A 15,801-nucleotide genomic window follows, 5' to 3' on the forward strand; every position below is an offset into this window, starting at 1 on the left:
GTGTTTCCCTTCTTCCTGGGTTGATCGTTACGCGCCGGGAAGCGACCCCGGCGGGTCAGTCGGTATGCTCAGAGGGCATCCTCGCCGGTCTCGCCGGTGCGGATGCGGATCGCCTGTTCGACGGGCGAGACGAAGATCTTGCCGTCGCCGATCTTCTCGGTCTTGGCGGCGTTCACGATGGCCTCGATGGCGGCGTCCACCTGGTCGTCGGGCAGCACAACCTCGATCTTCACCTTGGGCAGGAAGTCCACGACGTATTCGGCGCCGCGATAAAGCTCGGTGTGGCCCTTCTGGCGGCCGAAGCCCTTGACCTCGATGACCGAGAGGCCCTGAACGCCGGCTTCCTGCAGGGCTTCCTTGACCTCGTCGAGCTTGAAGGGCTTGATGATCGCCTCGATCTTCTTCACGGCGCGAGACTCCTTCTCGGTGGCTTTCGTTGCCCGACAGACCACTTTCCCCGGAGGCGCACAATTGGCTAGGCTGGCCCCAAGAGGGGCGCTTTCCTGAATCCTCAAGAATTGCCTGTTTTTTATGCGTGATGCCGTTTTTGCAGACAGTTTGTGAAGGAGAGATCCGCCGATCATGCCCGATCTTCTAAATTCCGCCCAAATGCGCGCCATCGAGGCCGCAGCGATTGCCTCGGGATTGGTCACGGGACTGGAGCTGATGGAGCGCGCCGGCCGTGGCGTGGTCGAGGCGATCTTCGAGGAATGGCCCGGGTTTCGGGCGGCGCCGCAGCGCGCCGTTGTGCTGTGCGGGCCGGGCAACAATGGCGGCGACGGGTTCGTGGTGGCGCGGCTGTTGAAGGAATGGGGCTGGGAGGTGGCGCTGTTCCTGTATGGCGATCCGGCGCGCCTGCCGCCCGATGCACGAGCGAATTATCTGCGCTGGTGCGGGTTGGGAGAGGTCCGAGATTTCCTGGGGGAGATGCCCGAAGGGCTGTTCGATGCCGCTCCTTCCGGTGACGGGGTCATGGTCGATGCGCTGTTTGGCACGGGGCTTGCCCGGCCGCTGGATGCGCGCGTGCGGGCGCGGCTGGCCGAGTTTCGCGCGCAAGGCCAGTTCTGCGGTCTGCACAGCGTGGCGGTGGACATGCCCAGCGGCATCGACAGCGATAGCGGGCGCTTTCTGGGCGAGGATGAGGGGTGGTCGGGTGTGCAGGCCGATCTGTGCGTGAGCTTTCATCGTCCGCGCGTGGGCCATTTCGTCGGGGAACCGTCGGTCGGGAGGCTGGTTGTCAAGGATATCGGGCTGGATGGCATCGCGGACAGGATGGGGCGCGGCGCGGCGTGCCGGGAATCGACGCCTGCCGCTGAACTGATCTGCCGTTGGTCGGGTGATCTGCGGAAGTCCGGCGGCCACAAGTATACCCATGGCCATGCCCTGATCCTGTCGGGGCCGCCGGGCCGGGGCGGGGCGGGGCGGCTGGCGGCGCGGGGGGCGCTGCGGATCGGGGCGGGGCTGGTGACGCTGGGCTGCCCGCCGGATGCCATGCCGGAGAATGCCGCGCGGCTGGATGCGGTGATGTTGCGGCCGGTTGCGGATGGCGAGGCGCTGGCGGAGCTGCTTGTGGACCCGCGGGTCAATGCGGTTTGTCTGGGGCCGGGGCTGGGGACGGGCGCGCGCGAGATGGACCTCGTTGCGGCGGCGCTGGGGGATGCGCAGCGGCGGGCGGTTGTTCTGGATGCCGATGCGCTGACGCTGGTGGCGCGGCATCCCGAGCTGTTCGCCCTGCTCCACGAGGCCTGCGTTCTGACCCCGCATGCGGGCGAGTTCGCGCGGCTTTTTCCGGATATCGCCGAGACGCTGGCGGTGCCCGCCACACGGGGCCCGGCCTTCTCGAAGGTGAACGCGGCCCGCGAGGCGGCGATGCGGGCGGGCTGCGTGGTGCTGTTCAAGGGGCCCGACACGGTGATCGCCGACAAGGCGGGGCGCTGCGCTGTGAATGCGGCGCTGCGCGAGCGGGCGGCGCCGTGGCTGGCGACGGCGGGGTCGGGCGATGTGCTGGCCGGATTCATCGTGGGGCTTCTGGCGCGAGGGTTTTCGCCCTTCGATGCTGCGTGCACGGGGGCCTGGCTGCATGTGAAGGCGGCGCGCCGCTTCGGGCCGGGGCTGATCGCCGAGGATCTGCCAGATGCGCTGCCGACCGTGTTCCGCGATCTTGGCCTGTGACGGTACCCGTTCCATCGATGTTGCACGTTGTCGGCCGGGGATGGGTATTTGGGCCAAGAAGAAGACAGGGGCGGGCGGGGGTTTCGGCCCGCTTTTTCCGCTCGCATACCGCGCGGCGCTTTGCTAGAAGGACGCGGATTTGAGGGGCGGCCCTTTGCGTCACGGGCTGCCCTTGCGCTTTTTGCGGGTGTGGCGGAACTGGCAGACGCACCAGATTTAGGTTCTGGCGCCGAAAGGCGTGGGGGTTCAAGTCCCTCCACCCGCACCAGGATGGGATGAAAAGGACAACGAGATGCAGGTCACCGAGACCCTGAACGACGGCCTGAAACGCGGCTACACGATCACCGTGACCGCCGCCGAGCTTGACGAAAAGGTCAACGCGAAGCTCGAGGAATTCCGGCCCCAGGTCGAGATCAAGGGCTTTCGCAAGGGCAAGGTGCCGATGCCGCTGCTGAAGAAGCAGTTCGGCCAGCGCGTCATGGGCGAGGTCATGCAGGAGACGATCGACGGCGCGATGAGCGCGCATTTCGAGCAGACCGGCGACCGCCCCGCGCTGCAGCCCGATGTCAAGATGACCAACGAGGGCTGGAAGGAGGGCGACGATATCGTGGTCGAGATGACCTACGAGGCGCTGCCCGAGATCCCCGAGCCCGACATGAAGGCGATCAAGCTGGAGAAGCTGGTGGTCAAGGCCGACGAGGACGAGATCGGCGAGGCGCTTGGCAAGCTGGCCGAGACCGCGCAGGTTTTCGAGGACCGGCGCAAGGGCTCGAAGGCGAAGGAGGGCGACCAGGTCGTGATCGACTTCGTCGGCAAGCTGGGCGATGAGCCCTTTGAGGGCGGCGCGGCCGAGGGTTATCCGCTGGTTCTGGGCTCGCAGAGCTTCATCCCCGGTTTCGAGGATCAACTGGTCGGTGCCAAGGCGGGCGACGAGGTGACGGTCACCGTGACCTTCCCCGAGAATTACGGTGCCGAGAAGCTGAAGGGTCAGGAAGCGACCTTTGACGTCACCGTGAAGGCCGTGAAGGCCCCGAAGGCGGCCGAGATCGACGACGAACTGGCCAAGCAGTTCGGGGTCGAAAGCCTGGATGCGCTGAAGAGCCAGGTTGCCGAGCGGCTGGAAGCGGAGTTCGGCGGCGCGGCGCGTGCGGTGATGAAGCGTGCGCTGCTTGATGTGCTGGACGAGACGATCAGCTTCGACCTGCCGCCTTCGCTGGTCGAGGCAGAGGCCAAGCAGATCGCGCACCAACTCTGGCACGAGGACCATCCCGAGGTTCAGGGCCATGACCACGCCGAGATCGTCCCGACCGACGAACATCAGAAGCTGGCCGGGCGACGCGTGAAGCTGGGTCTTCTGCTGGCCGAGATCGGACGCAAGGCCGAGATCAGCGTCTCGGACAACGAGATGACCCAGGCGGTGATGGCACAGGCGCGCCAGTTCCCGGGCCAGGAGCGGCAATTCTTCGAGTTCGTCCGCGAGAACCAGGCGATGCAGCAGCAGATCCGGGCGCCCCTCTTCGAGGACAAGGTAGTGGATTACATCTTTGAGCTGGCCGAGATTGTCGAAACAGAGGTCTCGAAGGCCGATCTGGAGAAGGCGGTCGAGAAGCTGGACGAGGAATGAGAGCGACGCAATCGCACTGACGGGAAAAGGGCCGCCCTTGGGGGCGGCCCTTTTTCATTGCGGTCCGCGGATGGAAGGTGCGGAGCGGGCATGATTAAAACGAGACGGGCCGCACCGGTGGGGTGCGGCCCGTGCCATTGCCTTGCGGCGAAAGAGTGGCCATGGTGGCGTGTGGGCCCGCCCAAGCTGGCCCTAGCGCGGCTGTTCCTCGCCCGAGCCCTGGGTCTCGGCGACGTCGGCAAGGAAATCGTCGTCCGCGGCCGAGCCGATGTCGTCGAACAGTTCGGAAATCTCGAACTCTGCGGCGGCCTCTTCCTCGGCAGCGAGTTCCCGGATCGACTTGCCCGAGGCCTGAAGTTCCGCTTCTTCGGTCGAACGGGCGACGTTAACCTTTACGGTGGCCTCGACTTCGGGGTGCAGCGTCACGATCACGTCATGCAGGCCAAGATCCTTGATCGGGCCGGTCAGGACAACCTGTTTGCGATCGACGGTGAAGCCCTCGGCGGTGGCCGCGTCGGCCACGTCCCGAGTGGTCACCGAGCCGTAGAGCGCGCCAGAATCGGAGGCCGAACGAATCACGACGAATTGCTGGCCGTCGAGCTTGGCTGCCAGCGCCTCGGCCTCTTTCTTCGTCTCGAGGTTGCGCGCCTCGAGCTGGGCCTTGTCGGCCTCGAAGCGGGCGATATTGGCCGCGCTGGCGCGCAGCGCCTTGCCCTGGGGCAGCAGGAAGTTGCGGGCGTAGCCGTCCTTGACGTTCACGACCTCGCCCATCTGGCCGAGCTTGGCCACGCGTTCCAGAAGGATCACTTGCATGGATCTCGTTCCTTATTTCACGGCGTAGGGCAGCAATGCGAGGAAGCGGGCGCGCTTGATCGCGCGCGACAACTCGCGCTGCTTCTTGGCCGAGACGGCGGTGATGCGCGAGGGCACGATCTTGCCCCGCTCGGAGATGTAGCGCTGCAGCAGGCGCACGTCCTTGTAGTCGATCTTGGGCGCGTTGTCGCCCGAGAAGGGACAGACCTTGCGGCGGCGGAAAAACGGTTTTGCGGCCATGGGTTAGGTTCCTCTTGGCAGGCTTTGGATCAGCGACGCTCGCGGCGGTCGCCGCGTTCACCACGCTCTTCGCGCTTCTGCATCTGCGCCGAGGGACCTTCTTCATGGGCCTCGACCTTGACGGTCAGCACGCGCATCACGTCGTCATGCAGCCGCATCAGGCGTTCCATCTCCTGGACCGCGGGCGCGGGCGCGTCAGTGCGCAGGAAGGCGTAATGCCCCTTGCGGTTCTTGTTGATCTTGAAGGCCATCGTCTTGACGCCCCAATACTCGTGCTCGACGATCTTGCCGCCGTTATCCGCGAGAATGGCACCGAAATGTTCGATAAGGCCCTCGGCCTGCGCGTTGGACAAGTCCTGACGCGCGATGAACACATGCTCGTAAAGCGGCATGCTGTCTCCAGTCCTGTTACGGGTGCGCTTCAAAGGGCGGGTCCGAAGGTCTTCCGCCTCCCGCCCACGAGAGGCCGCACCGATCACGTTCGTTGCGGAAGACCTGCGCCTTATACAGATGGAACCGCGCGATGCAAGCCCGCCGCCGCCGATCATGGGCCTGCCGCGGGACCGCCCGCAAATCTGCTCCCGTCCGGCCCATTGCTGCCGTTTTCCCGCGACAGGGTCGTGGCATCCGTTGCAAGGGAGCATGCGACCGACATGACGGCCGGCCTAGAAAACCGGGATGAGCGCGTTTCCGCACGCGCGGAGATCGCGTTGCCGGGGGTGACCGAGACCCGTTGGGGCTATGTGGTCATCGCCGGCGGAGCGGTCTCTCGCAGCGCTGGCGCGTTCGAGCGGGCTGCCTGGATCGGCGGTCTGGCACTTCTGTCGGCGGTCGGCGCGCTTTGGCTTGTCCTGCCTTTGCTGGGGTTTTTCGACCTGGGGGTGCTGGTGGCACCGAGCGGTGGGTTGGCCGTGGCGGGGCTGGCGCTGTGCTGGCTGGCCGAGCGCGGATTTCTCGAAGAGGTGCAGGTCGACCTTGAGGCACGATCCTTGCGCTGCACCCTGAGCAATGCGCGCGGCGGGTTGCGCATCCGGCGGGAGGTGGCCTTCGACGAGGTCGGCTCGGTCTTCGTACAGCGCGCCGAACGGCCGGGGCAGCCCTCCAAGCTGTTCGTGCGGGTGGGGACGGGCGACGACCTGATCGAGGTCGCGCGCGGGCGCGAGGCCGTTCTGACGGTTCTTCAGGCCCGAATGGCGCGCGATCTTCAGGGATCGAGCCTGCGAAAGGCGAATCCGGGACGCCGGATGCGGCGTCGCCGCGGCCTTGCCCGGCCCTTGACCCATGCGGCCTGAGCGGTCTGGTCTGTCCGCGACGAGGGAACTAGGCTTGCGGCGACCGAAAATCAGGGGCCGTGCATGCTGCGATTGTTCTCCGGGCGTCCGATCACCAAGCTGGGCCTGACGCCGCCCGCCCCCTGCACGGGGCGATCGGGACTTGCGCTGGTGCTGATCGTCCGGAACGAGGAGCGTCATATCGGCGAATGGGCGAGATTTCATGCAGAGGCCGGCGCGGCCCATGTCTTCGTCTATGACAACGGCTCGACCGACGCGACGATTTCACGTCTGGCCGAGGTCCTCGGCGCGCGTCTGACGGTGATCCCCTGGAACCAGAAGCTGTGGGATGCCGGGACCGGCCGCGAGATCCACAACCAGGTTCTGGCCTATGCCCATGCGCTGCGAAATTTCGGCGGGCGGTTCCGCTGGATGGCCTGCATCGATGCCGACGAGTTTCTGGTGCCCCGGCGCGCGGAGAGCCTGGAGGGCGCGCTGGCGCATCTGGGAGATATTCCCAGTGTGTCGCTGCCCTGGCACAATTTCGGACGGAACGGGCATGCGACGCCGCCCGAAGGTGGGGTTGTGGCGAACTACACGCGCCGCGCGGCCGATCCTCTGAGCGGGGTCCGCGGGGTGACGAATTTCAAGACGATCGTGGATGCGACCCGGGTGACGGCGCTGAAGGTGCATAGCGTCGAGATCGATGGGCAGGATGTGACCTGGAACGACCGGGGCCAGCGGGCGAGCCTGAAGGGGCGTTTCGCGCGCGGCTTCTATTCGGCGGATCATCTGCAGTTGAACCACTATTACACACGCTCCGAGGCGGAGCTGGCGGCCAAGATCGCGCGGGGATCGAACCAGAGCGTGGCGGCCGCGCGCCACGCCGCGCGGGTGCGGCGCAATGTGGCCAATATCGAGGCCAGCGAGATCGAGGACCGCTGTGCCATCGACTTCCTCGACCGGCTCCGCGGCGCGAGGTCGCCTGACTTTTCCGCCGACTTGTGAAGCCCCCGCTTAGCCGATAGACCACGCCGAAATCGGCGAGCGAGGGGACAAAACATGCGCGCATTCGTGTTTCCGGGTCAGGGAGCGCAGACCATCGGGATGGGCAGGGCGCTGGCCGATGCCTATCCTCTCGCGCGCGAAGTGTTCGAGGAGGTGGACGAGGCGCTGGGCGAGAAGCTCTCGGCGCTGATCTGGGAGGGCGATCAGGACGAATTGACGCTGACCCGGAACGCGCAGCCTGCGCTGATGGCGACCTCGATGGCGACGATGGCGGCGCTGGGTGCCGAGGGCGTCACGGTCAATGCGGCGGCTTTCGTGGCGGGCCATTCGCTGGGCGAATATTCGGCGCTGTGCGCGGCGGGGGCGATCAGCCTGGCCGATACCGCGCGGCTGTTGCGGCTGCGCGGCGAGGCGATGCAGGCGGCGGTTGCGGTGGGCGAGGGCGCCATGGCGGCGATCCTGGGGCTTGATCTGGAGGCGGTGCAGGCGGTGGCCGCGGCTGCGGCCGAGGGCCAGGTCGTGCAGGCCGCGAATGACAACGATCCGGCGCAGGTCGTGATCTCGGGCCACAAGGCGGGCGTCGAGCGGGCGGTCGCGCTGGCGCAGGAGCGGGGTGCCAAGCGGGCGGTGATGCTGCCCGTATCCGCGCCCTTCCACTGCGCGCTGATGGAGCCTGCGGCCCGGGTCATGGCCGAGCGTCTGGCCGAGGTGACGATCGAGGAGCCGCTGGTGCCGGTGGTGGCGAATGTCCGCGCGCAGGGCGTGAGCGATCCCGACGAAATCCGCGCGCTGCTGATCGAGCAGGTGACGGGCGCGGTGCGCTGGCGGGAATCGGTCGCGTGGATGGCGGCACAAGGTGTCACCGAGATCTGGGAGATCGGCGCGGGCAAGGCGCTGTCGGGCATGATCCGTCGGATCGCGCGCGACGTCGCGACGCGTCAGGTCGGACTGCCCGACGAGGTGACGGCAGCCGTGGACAGCATGAACTGAGGAGGGGGACATGTTCGATCTGAGCAGAAAATGCGCGCTGGTGACCGGCGCGTCGGGTGGCATCGGGGCCGAGATCGCGCGGGCGCTGCATGCGCGGGGCGCGGTTGTGGGCCTGTCGGGGACGCGCGAGGCGCCGCTGCGCGAGTTGGCGGCCGAACTGGGCGAGCGCGCCCATGTCCTGCCCTGCGACCTGTCTGATCCGGAGGCGGTCGAGGCGCTGCCCAAGGCGGCCATCGAGGCGATGGGGGCGCTGGACATTCTGGTAAACAATGCCGGGATCACGCGCGATACGCTGTTCATGCGGCTGAAGGACGAGGACTGGCAGGCAGTGATCGACGTGAACCTGACCGCGGCGATGCGTCTGTGCCGCGGTGCGGTCCGGGGCATGATCAAGGCGCGCTGGGGCCGGATCGTCAACATCACCTCGGTCGTGGGGACCACGGGTAACCCGGGCCAGGCGAATTACTGTGCGGCCAAGGCCGGGCTGGTGGGCCTGTCGAAATCGCTGGCCCAGGAGGTCGCGGCGCGGGGGATCACGGTGAACTGTGTCGCGCCGGGCTTCATCGCGACGGCGATGACCGACAAGCTGACCGATGAGCAGAAGGCCGGGATCCTGGGTGCGGTGCCGGTGGGCGCCATGGGCACGCCCGCCGACATTGCCGCGGCGGTGGTCTATCTGGCCAGTTCCGAGGCCGGATATGTCACGGGCGCCACGCTGCATGTCAATGGCGGGATGGCCATGGTCTGAGGGCGGGGAGCCGGTCCCGGACCCGGGTTTCGGTCTGCGACGGGAAAGCGTTTGCCAAGAACATGCGATGTGTTATAGGCGGCGCGAGTTCGTCGGGGGGCGTTCCCCGCGCTTGCGAGAGTCCCGCTTTGCGGGATCGGTGGTGGCCCCTCGTGGCCGACAGAACAAAGACGGGCAAATCGCCTGAACAAATGTGAGGAACAGACATGAGCGACATCGCGGATCGCGTTAAGAAGATTGTCGTGGAGCACCTGGGTGTCGAAGAGGACAAGGTGATCGAGAGCGCCTCGTTCATCGACGATCTGGGCGCGGACTCCCTGGACACGGTCGAACTGGTCATGGCCTTCGAGGAGGAGTTCGGCATCGAGATCCCGGATGATGCTGCCGAAACCATCCAGACCTTCGGCGATGCGGTGAAGTTCATCCAGGAAGCCGCCTGAGGCTTTCGAGCGAACGTGTTGCGGAGCGGCGCCCCCTGGGGCGCCGCTTTCGTTTCGGGAGGTCGGGTGCCCGTTCGGCGCCGTTGTTGCGCCCGGCTTGCCGAGCGTGGAAAAAACGCGGTATCAGGAGCGCCGGAAAGGCCGTGGACGAGAGCGAGGAGAGGCGGATGCGTCGAGTGGTAGTCACGGGGCTGGGGATGGTCACGCCCCTGGCCTGCGGGGTCGAGGAAAGCTGGTCGCGGCTGATCGCCGGGCAGTCTGGCGCGGGTCCGATCACGCGGTTCGACGCATCGCGCGTGGCGACCACCTATGCCGCCGAGATCCCGTTCGGCGACGGGGCGGACGGCACGTTCAACCCCGATGACTGGATGGATCCCAAGGAGCGGCGCAAGGTCGACGATTTCATCCTGTACGGCATGGCCGCGGCCACCCAGGCGGTGAAGGATTCGGGTTGGGAGCCGAAGACCGACGAGGACCGCGAGCGCACCGGCGTGATGATCGGCTCGGGGATCGGCGGGCTGTCGGCGATTGCCGATACGGCGGTTCTGTTGCAGGAGAAGGGACCCCGGCGGGTATCGCCCTTCTTCATTCCGTCTGCGCTGATCAACCTTGTCTCGGGGCAGGTCTCGATCCGGTTCGGGTTCAAGGGGCCGAACCATGCGGTCGTCACGGCCTGTTCGACCGGGGCGCATGCCATCGGCGATGCAGCCCGTCTGATCCAGTGGGGCGATGCCGACGTGATGGTGGCGGGGGGCGCGGAAAGCCCGATCTCCGAGATCGGGATCGCCGGGTTCAATGCCTGCAAGGCGCTGTCCACGAAGCGCGGAAACGATCCGCAATCGGCCTCGCGGCCCTGGGATGCGGACCGGGACGGCTTCGTGATGGGCGAGGGTGCGGGGATCGTGATCCTTGAGGAATACGAGCATGCCAGGGCGCGCGGTGCAAAGATCTATGCCGAGGTGCTGGGGTATGGCATGTCGGGCGACGCCTATCACATCACCGCGCCGTCCGAGGATGGCGAGGGGGGCTATCGGTCGATGGCCGCGGCGCTGAAGCGCGCGGGTCTGTCGCCTGCGGACGTGGATTACATCAACGCGCATGGCACTTCGACCATGGCCGACACGATCGAGCTGGGCGCGGTCGAGCGTCTGCTGGGCGCTGCGGCTGCCGCCACCACGATGTCGTCCACCAAGTCCTCCATCGGGCATCTGCTGGGCGCGGCAGGCGCGGTGGAAGCGATCTTCTGCGTTCTGGCGCTGCGCGATCAGGTGGCGCCGCCCACGCTGAACCTGGACACGCCGCCCGAGGGGGTGCGCATCGACCTGGCGCCCAAGGCGGCGCGCCAGCGCGAGATCGCGGTCGCGCTGTCAAACTCGTTCGGGTTCGGCGGCACCAATGCGACGCTGGTCATGGGGCGCGGTGATCGGTGATGTGGCGCTCGGTCGCCTCGAACGCGCTGACGCTGTTCATCGCGCTGTTTCTGTTGGCGGGCGGCCTGTTGCTTTGGGGCAAGCGGCAATACGAGGGCGCCGGGCCTCTGGCCGATGCGATCTGCCTTCGGGTCGAGTCCGGCGCGACGATGGCCGGGCTTTCGCGCCAGCTTGAGGGGCAGGGGGCGGTCTCGAATGCCGCGATCTTCCGGCTGGGGGCGAAATACACGGAGAAAGCCGATCTGTTGAAGGCCGGCAGCTTTCTGATTCCGCCCGGTTCCTCGATGAAGGAAATCGTCGACATCGTAACGCGCGGCGGGCGGTCCACTTGCGGCACCGAGTTGAATTTCAGGATCGGGGTGGTCAGCGCACAATTGCAGCTGCGCGAGGTCGATCCCGGCACGGGGCGCTATGTGGAAGTGCTTGCCTTCGATCCGGCGGCGGGCGAGATCCCCGAGGACTATGCCGAATTGCGCAATGCAACCGACCTGCGGTTCCGGGTGACGCTGGCCGAAGGGGTCACGAGCTGGCAGGTCGTCGAGGAACTGAAATCGGCGGATTTCCTCGATGGCGAGGTGGCTGACCTGCCTGCCGAGGGTAGTCTGGCACCTGACAGCTATGAAGTGCAGCCGGGCATGGCGCGAAGCGATCTGGTCGCTGAAATGCAGCGGCGGCAGGCGGCGATTCTGGACGATCTCTGGGCGCGGCGGGCCGATGACTTGCCGATCACGACGCCGGAGGAGGCGCTGATCCTGGCCTCGATTGTCGAGAAGGAGACCGGCGTACCCGACGAACGGGGCAGGGTGGCCAGTGTCTTCGTGAACCGGCTGCGGCAGGGGATGCGGCTACAGACCGATCCCACGGTGATCTACGGGGTGACCCAAGGCAGGGAACCGCTGGGCCGGGGCATCCGGCAAAGCGAGCTGCGCCGCGAGACGCCCTGGAATACCTATGTCATCGACGGGTTGCCGCCAACGCCGATTGCCAATCCGGGACGGGCCTCGATCGAGGCGGCGCTGAACCCGGATGATACGGATTTCCTGTTCTTTGTGGCGGATGGAACGGGGGGGCATGCCTTTGCCCGGACGCTGGCCGAGCATAACCAGAACGTGGCGCGCTGGCGCCAGATCGAGGCCGGGCGTCAGTAGCCTCCTGTTAACCCTTTGTTAAAGATAAACTTCTTGACTCTGCGCGCGCTCTGATCTATACCTTCAGGCAAGCTGGAAGACGTGGGTTAGCGGCCCGGGGTATCCCCCGAGGCCGTTTTTTCGTGTCTTCTCCTGCGACGGGGGGCCGGCAGGACAAGCAGGCAAGGACAGCATGGGAACGATAACTGCCCCGCAAGTGGGCGAAACGGCTGCCCGGGCGGTGCTTGAGGAAGCCGAAGAGCATTACAGGCGCACGATACGCGCCTTGAATGGGATCATCGAAGAAGTCGAGGCCGGCAAGACAGAGCGCGCCCGCGCATTACGGGGCGCGTTGACCGATCTCGGCAAGGCGGTCCAGACCGCGTTCGACGAAAGGTTACGAGTTGGAAAGCTTCTCCGAGACGAAGCGGGCGGCGCCTGCGACTATGCCCTCGACCTCGATGAGGCACGTCTTGAGGTCGGGCGCAGACTGGATCGCATGCGCGCCACGCGACGAACAGACGGCCTTTCTGAACAGCCTTGATGACGGCACGCTGATGGCGCTGCCCTTCCTGTTCGAGTTCTGGGCGTTGCCGCACCAGTTGCCGCCCGAGGGCGATTGGCGGGCCTGGGTGGTGCTGGGCGGCCGGGGCGCGGGCAAGACACGGGCGGGCGCCGAATGGGTGCGCGCCGAGGTCGAGGGGCCGCGGCCGCTGGATCCGGGCCGGTCGCGGCGGGTGGCGCTGGTGGGCGAGACGGTGGATCAGGTCCGCGAGGTGATGGTCTTTGGCGACAGCGGGCTGATGGCCTGTTCGCCGCCTGATCGCCGCCCGCGCTGGGAAGCGACGCGGCGTCGGCTGGTCTGGCCGAACGGGGCGGTCGCGCAGGTGTTTTCGGCGCATGATCCCGAGGGGCTGCGGGGGCCGCAATTCGATGCGGCCTGGGCGGATGAACTGGCGAAGTGGAAGAAGGCCGAAGAAACCTGGGACATGCTGCAGTTCGGGTTGCGGCTGGGGATATCGCCCCGGCAGTGCATTACCACGACGCCGCGGAATGTCGGCGTCTTGCGGTCGATCCTGGCGCTACCGACGACTGTCGTCACCCACGCGCCGACTGAGGCGAACCGGGCCAATCTTGCGGCCTCGTTCCTTGACGCGGTCCGCACGCGATATGCTGGCACGCGGTTGGGGCGGCAGGAACTGGACGGGGTGTTGCTTGAGGAGGCCGAGGGCGCGCTGTGGCCGCTTGCGGCGATCGAGGCGGCCCGGATCGACAGGGCGCCGGAACTCGACCGGGTTGTGGTCGCGGTCGATCCGCCGATCACGGGGCATGGCGGTTCGGATGAATGCGGGATCATGGTCGTGGGGGTGCAGAGCAAGGGGCCGCCGCAGGAGTGGCGCGCGGTGGTGCTGGCGGATGCCAGCCTTGCGGGCGTGGCGCCGACGGTCTGGGCGCAGGCGGCGATCGAGGCCATGGAACGCTTCGGCGCCGACCGGCTGGTCGCCGAGGTCAACCAGGGTGGCGATCTGGTCGAGACGGTGATCCGGCAACTCGACCCGCTGGTGCCGTTCCGGGCAGTGCGTGCTTCGCGCGGCAAGGCCGCCCGGGCCGAGCCGGTGGCTGCCCTTTACGAACAGGGGCGGGTCAAGCATCTGCCCGGCCTGGCCATACTGGAGGACCAGATGTGTCGCATGACCTCGCGCGGGTATGAGGGGCGTGGCAGCCCCGACCGTGTGGATGCCCTGGTTTGGGCGATCCACGAGCTGATGATTGCCCCCGCCGCCCATTGGCGGCGTCCGAGGGTGCGCAGTCTCTAGAGAATCACGGCCGCGGCGGCGCGGCCCTTGCGGAATGGCGAGGCCCGGCCCCGGAAAACCCGGGACGCGGGCCTTTTCCTTGGGCCCTTGACGGGCAGCGACAGCGAAACCGGAGGAGCTTTGCCCATGAAACTGAATATCTTCCGCCGTGCCGAAACGCGGGCGCCGGAGGCGAAAGCGTCTGCCACCGGCCCGGTGATCGCCTGGGCGGGGTCTGGGCGCGTGGCCTGGAGCCCGCGCGATACCGTCTCGCTGACCCGCAACGGCTTTGTCGGCAACCCGGTGGGGTTTCGTGCGGTCAAGCTGATCGCAGAGGCCGCGGCGGCGCTGCCGCTTGTCTGCCAGGATAGCGAGCGGCGCTACGAGACCCACCCGCTGCTCGAACTGATCGCGCGGCCAAATCCGGCACAGGGACGGGCCGAACTGTTCGAGACGCTTTACGGCCAGTTGCTGCTGTCGGGGAATGCCTATCTCGAAGCGGTCGGTGGCGAAGGGGGGATGCCATTCGAACTGCATGTTCTTCGATCGGACCGGATGCATCTGGTTCCCGGGCGCGATGGCTGGCCGGTCGCCTATGATTACACCGTCGGCGGGCGCAAACATCGGTTCGACATGATGGTCGACCTGCCGCCGATCTGCCATATCAAGAGCTTCCATCCCCAGGACGATCACTATGGACTTTCGCCGATGCAGGCGGCGGCAACCGCGATCGACGTGCACAATTCGGCCTCGCGCTGGTCCAAGGCACTTCTGGACAACGCGGCGCGGCCCTCGGGGGCGATCGTCTATCGTGGGACGGATGGCAATGCGACCCTGAGCGAAGACCAGTACGCGCGGCTTCAGGACGAGATGCTTAGCCATCACCAGGGGGCGGCGAATGCAGGGCGGCCGATGCTTCTGGAGGGCGGGCTGGACTGGAAGCCGATGGGTTTTTCACCCTCGGACATGGAGTTCCACCGCACCAAGGAGGCCGCGGCGCGGGAAATCGCGACGGCCTTCGGTGTGCCCCCGATGATGCTGGGGATCCCGGGGGATGCGACCTACGCGAACTACCAGGAGGCTAACCGCGCCTTCTATCGGCTCACAATCCTGCCGATGGTGGCAAAGGTCGCCGGTGCCGTCGCCGAGTTCCTGTCGCGCTTTGCAGGCGAGACAGTGAGCCTCAAGCCCGATCTCGATCAGGTGCCGGCGCTGGCGGCCGAACGCGATGCGCAATGGCTGCGGATCGCCGGGGCGGATTTCCTGACCGAGGACGAGAAACGTGCCCTTCTGGGTCTGCCCGCCCGGCCGGAGGGCAAATGAAGCCCCCGGCCGAGAGGTCGGGGTCCAGGTTTCTCTATGCGCCCTTCGAGGTGGCGAATGCGCGGATCGACGCCAATGAACGCGTCTGGGAGGAGCGCTGGACGGCGCTCGAATTCCGACTCGTGCGGATCGAGACGGCGCTCGAGCGGCTGGAACGACGAATGTGGCTGACCGTCTACGGCGTGGTGGCGGTGATCTTGACGGAAGGCGTGGCATCGCTCTTGGCGATCTCGCCGTGAAAAGGGGAGTTCGATGATCGGATATGACAGGGATACCGGGCTGGAACGCAAGTTCTGTCGGCCGGACGGGCCGCTGGCGTTGGCCGAGGGCGCGGTGATCGAGGGCTATGCCTCGTTGTTCGGTGCGACAGACCAGGGCGGCGACGTTGTGCAGGCGGGGGCCTACGGCGCCTGCCTGAAGCGGATGGCCGCCGAGGGTCGGCGGGTCAAGATGCTGTGGCAGCATGATCCCGCCCAGCCCATCGGAATCTGGGACGAGGTCCGGGAGGATGGCCGCGGGCTTTACGTCAAGGGGCGGTTGCTGCCGGAGGTCGTGCGTGCCCGCGAGGCGGCCGCCCTCGTTTCGGCGGGCGCCATCGACGGTTTGTCGATCGGCTATCGCACAAAGCGGGCCGAACGGGATGCAAGCGGGCGTCGGCTTCTGGCGGAGCTGGAGCTTTGGGAGGTGTCGCTGGTGACCTTCCCGATGCTTGCCGAAGCGCGGGTTGGCGCCAAGGGGAGGGACCCCGCCGAGGTGCTCTTGCGCGAACTGGCGGAAGCCTTTTCAGGCGCCCGCCGCATGTTGGCCGAGGGCTGATCG

At 66.8% G+C, this 15,801-nt stretch carries 18 protein-coding genes and 1 tRNA gene; 15 read left to right on the forward strand and 4 right to left on the reverse strand.

What is annotated here, in order from left to right; translation table 11 throughout:
• Positions 1–68: 68 nt before the first annotated feature.
• Positions 69–407 carry a P-II family nitrogen regulator gene (locus EV216_RS04130; RefSeq protein WP_132544949.1) on the reverse strand — a complete coding sequence of 113 codons (339 nt, stop codon included), beginning with the start codon at positions 405–407 and terminating at the stop codon, positions 69–71.
• Positions 408–582: 175 nt separating this feature from the next.
• On the opposite strand from EV216_RS04130, the gene EV216_RS04135 reads away from it, so the two are divergent.
• The 3 genes from EV216_RS04135 to tig all read left to right on the forward strand — a co-directional run bounded on the left by EV216_RS04135 (position 583) and on the right by tig (position 3,796).
• Complete coding sequence (locus tag EV216_RS04135) at positions 583–2,172, forward strand: NAD(P)H-hydrate dehydratase (protein ID WP_132693797.1); 1,590 nt, start codon at positions 583–585, stop codon at positions 2,170–2,172.
• 183 nt (positions 2,173–2,355) lie between these two features.
• Positions 2,356–2,440 (forward strand) — tRNA-Leu (locus EV216_RS04140).
• A gap of 24 nt (positions 2,441–2,464) precedes the next feature.
• Positions 2,465–3,796: a trigger factor gene (tig, locus tag EV216_RS04145; RefSeq protein WP_132693798.1), complete on the forward strand. Its 1,332-nt coding sequence runs from the start codon at positions 2,465–2,467 to the stop codon at positions 3,794–3,796.
• Between the two features lie 192 nt (positions 3,797–3,988).
• Here the strand turns inward: tig and rplI are convergent, their stop codons facing one another.
• The 3 genes from rplI to rpsF are packed head-to-tail and all read right to left on the reverse strand — an operon-like array spanning position 3,989 to position 5,241.
• Complete coding sequence (gene rplI, locus EV216_RS04150; RefSeq protein WP_132693799.1) at positions 3,989–4,609, reverse strand: 50S ribosomal protein L9; 621 nt, start codon at positions 4,607–4,609, stop codon at positions 3,989–3,991.
• Positions 4,610–4,621: 12 nt separating this feature from the next.
• Complete coding sequence (gene rpsR, locus EV216_RS04155) at positions 4,622–4,849, reverse strand: 30S ribosomal protein S18 (protein WP_132693800.1); 228 nt, start codon at positions 4,847–4,849, stop codon at positions 4,622–4,624.
• A 29-nt stretch (positions 4,850–4,878) separates the two neighbouring features.
• Positions 4,879–5,241 (reverse strand): 30S ribosomal protein S6, encoded by a 363-nt coding sequence (gene rpsF / locus EV216_RS04160; RefSeq protein ID WP_132693801.1) that lies wholly within the window; start codon positions 5,239–5,241, stop codon positions 4,879–4,881.
• A 261-nt stretch (positions 5,242–5,502) separates the two neighbouring features.
• On the opposite strand from rpsF, the gene EV216_RS04165 reads away from it, so the two are divergent.
• From EV216_RS04165 to EV216_RS04220, 12 genes are all read left to right on the forward strand, one after another.
• Complete coding sequence (locus tag EV216_RS04165; protein WP_165899139.1) at positions 5,503–6,141, forward strand: hypothetical protein; 639 nt, start codon at positions 5,503–5,505, stop codon at positions 6,139–6,141.
• Positions 6,142–6,204: 63 nt separating this feature from the next.
• Positions 6,205–7,128: a glycosyltransferase family 92 protein gene (locus EV216_RS04170; RefSeq protein ID WP_132693803.1), complete on the forward strand. Its 924-nt coding sequence runs from the start codon at positions 6,205–6,207 to the stop codon at positions 7,126–7,128.
• Positions 7,129–7,182: 54 nt separating this feature from the next.
• Entirely contained in the window at positions 7,183–8,118 is a 936-nt protein-coding gene (gene fabD, locus EV216_RS04175) for an ACP S-malonyltransferase (RefSeq protein ID WP_132693804.1), read from the forward strand.
• Between the two features lie 10 nt (positions 8,119–8,128).
• Positions 8,129–8,866 (forward strand): 3-oxoacyl-[acyl-carrier-protein] reductase, encoded by a 738-nt coding sequence (fabG, locus tag EV216_RS04180; protein WP_132693805.1) that lies wholly within the window; start codon positions 8,129–8,131, stop codon positions 8,864–8,866.
• Positions 8,867–9,072: 206 nt separating this feature from the next.
• Positions 9,073–9,306 (forward strand): acyl carrier protein, encoded by a 234-nt coding sequence (locus EV216_RS04185; protein WP_132693806.1) that lies wholly within the window; start codon positions 9,073–9,075, stop codon positions 9,304–9,306.
• A gap of 167 nt (positions 9,307–9,473) precedes the next feature.
• A complete protein-coding gene (gene fabF / locus EV216_RS04190) occupies positions 9,474–10,736 on the forward strand; it encodes a beta-ketoacyl-ACP synthase II (RefSeq protein ID WP_132693807.1) in 1,263 nt (420 codons plus the stop codon).
• Positions 10,736–11,884: an endolytic transglycosylase MltG gene (mltG, locus tag EV216_RS04195; protein WP_132693808.1), complete on the forward strand. Its 1,149-nt coding sequence runs from the start codon at positions 10,736–10,738 to the stop codon at positions 11,882–11,884. The genes fabF and mltG overlap by 1 nt, the downstream gene beginning before the upstream one ends.
• A gap of 220 nt (positions 11,885–12,104) precedes the next feature.
• Positions 12,105–12,407 carry a hypothetical protein gene (locus EV216_RS04200; protein WP_165899140.1) on the forward strand — a complete coding sequence of 101 codons (303 nt, stop codon included), beginning with the start codon at positions 12,105–12,107 and terminating at the stop codon, positions 12,405–12,407.
• Positions 12,310–13,680 (forward strand): terminase large subunit domain-containing protein, encoded by a 1,371-nt coding sequence (locus tag EV216_RS04205; RefSeq protein ID WP_165899141.1) that lies wholly within the window; start codon positions 12,310–12,312, stop codon positions 13,678–13,680. The genes EV216_RS04200 and EV216_RS04205 overlap by 98 nt, the downstream gene beginning before the upstream one ends.
• Positions 13,681–13,806: 126 nt before the next feature.
• Positions 13,807–14,982, forward strand: a complete 1,176-nt coding sequence (locus EV216_RS04210; RefSeq protein WP_132693811.1) for a phage portal protein — start codon at positions 13,807–13,809, stop codon at positions 14,980–14,982.
• Complete coding sequence (locus EV216_RS04215; RefSeq protein ID WP_132693812.1) at positions 14,979–15,221, forward strand: GTA head formation protein, RCAP_rcc01685 family; 243 nt, start codon at positions 14,979–14,981, stop codon at positions 15,219–15,221. The genes EV216_RS04210 and EV216_RS04215 overlap by 4 nt, the downstream gene beginning before the upstream one ends.
• 13 nt (positions 15,222–15,234) lie before the next feature.
• Positions 15,235–15,798, forward strand: a complete 564-nt coding sequence (locus EV216_RS04220) for an HK97 family phage prohead protease (RefSeq protein WP_132693813.1) — start codon at positions 15,235–15,237, stop codon at positions 15,796–15,798.
• The last annotated feature ends 3 nt before the right edge of the window (positions 15,799–15,801 follow it).

Origin of the sequence: Rhodovulum steppense, assembly GCF_004339675.1 — a bacterium.
Taxonomy (GTDB): domain Bacteria; phylum Pseudomonadota; class Alphaproteobacteria; order Rhodobacterales; family Rhodobacteraceae; genus Rhodovulum; species Rhodovulum steppense.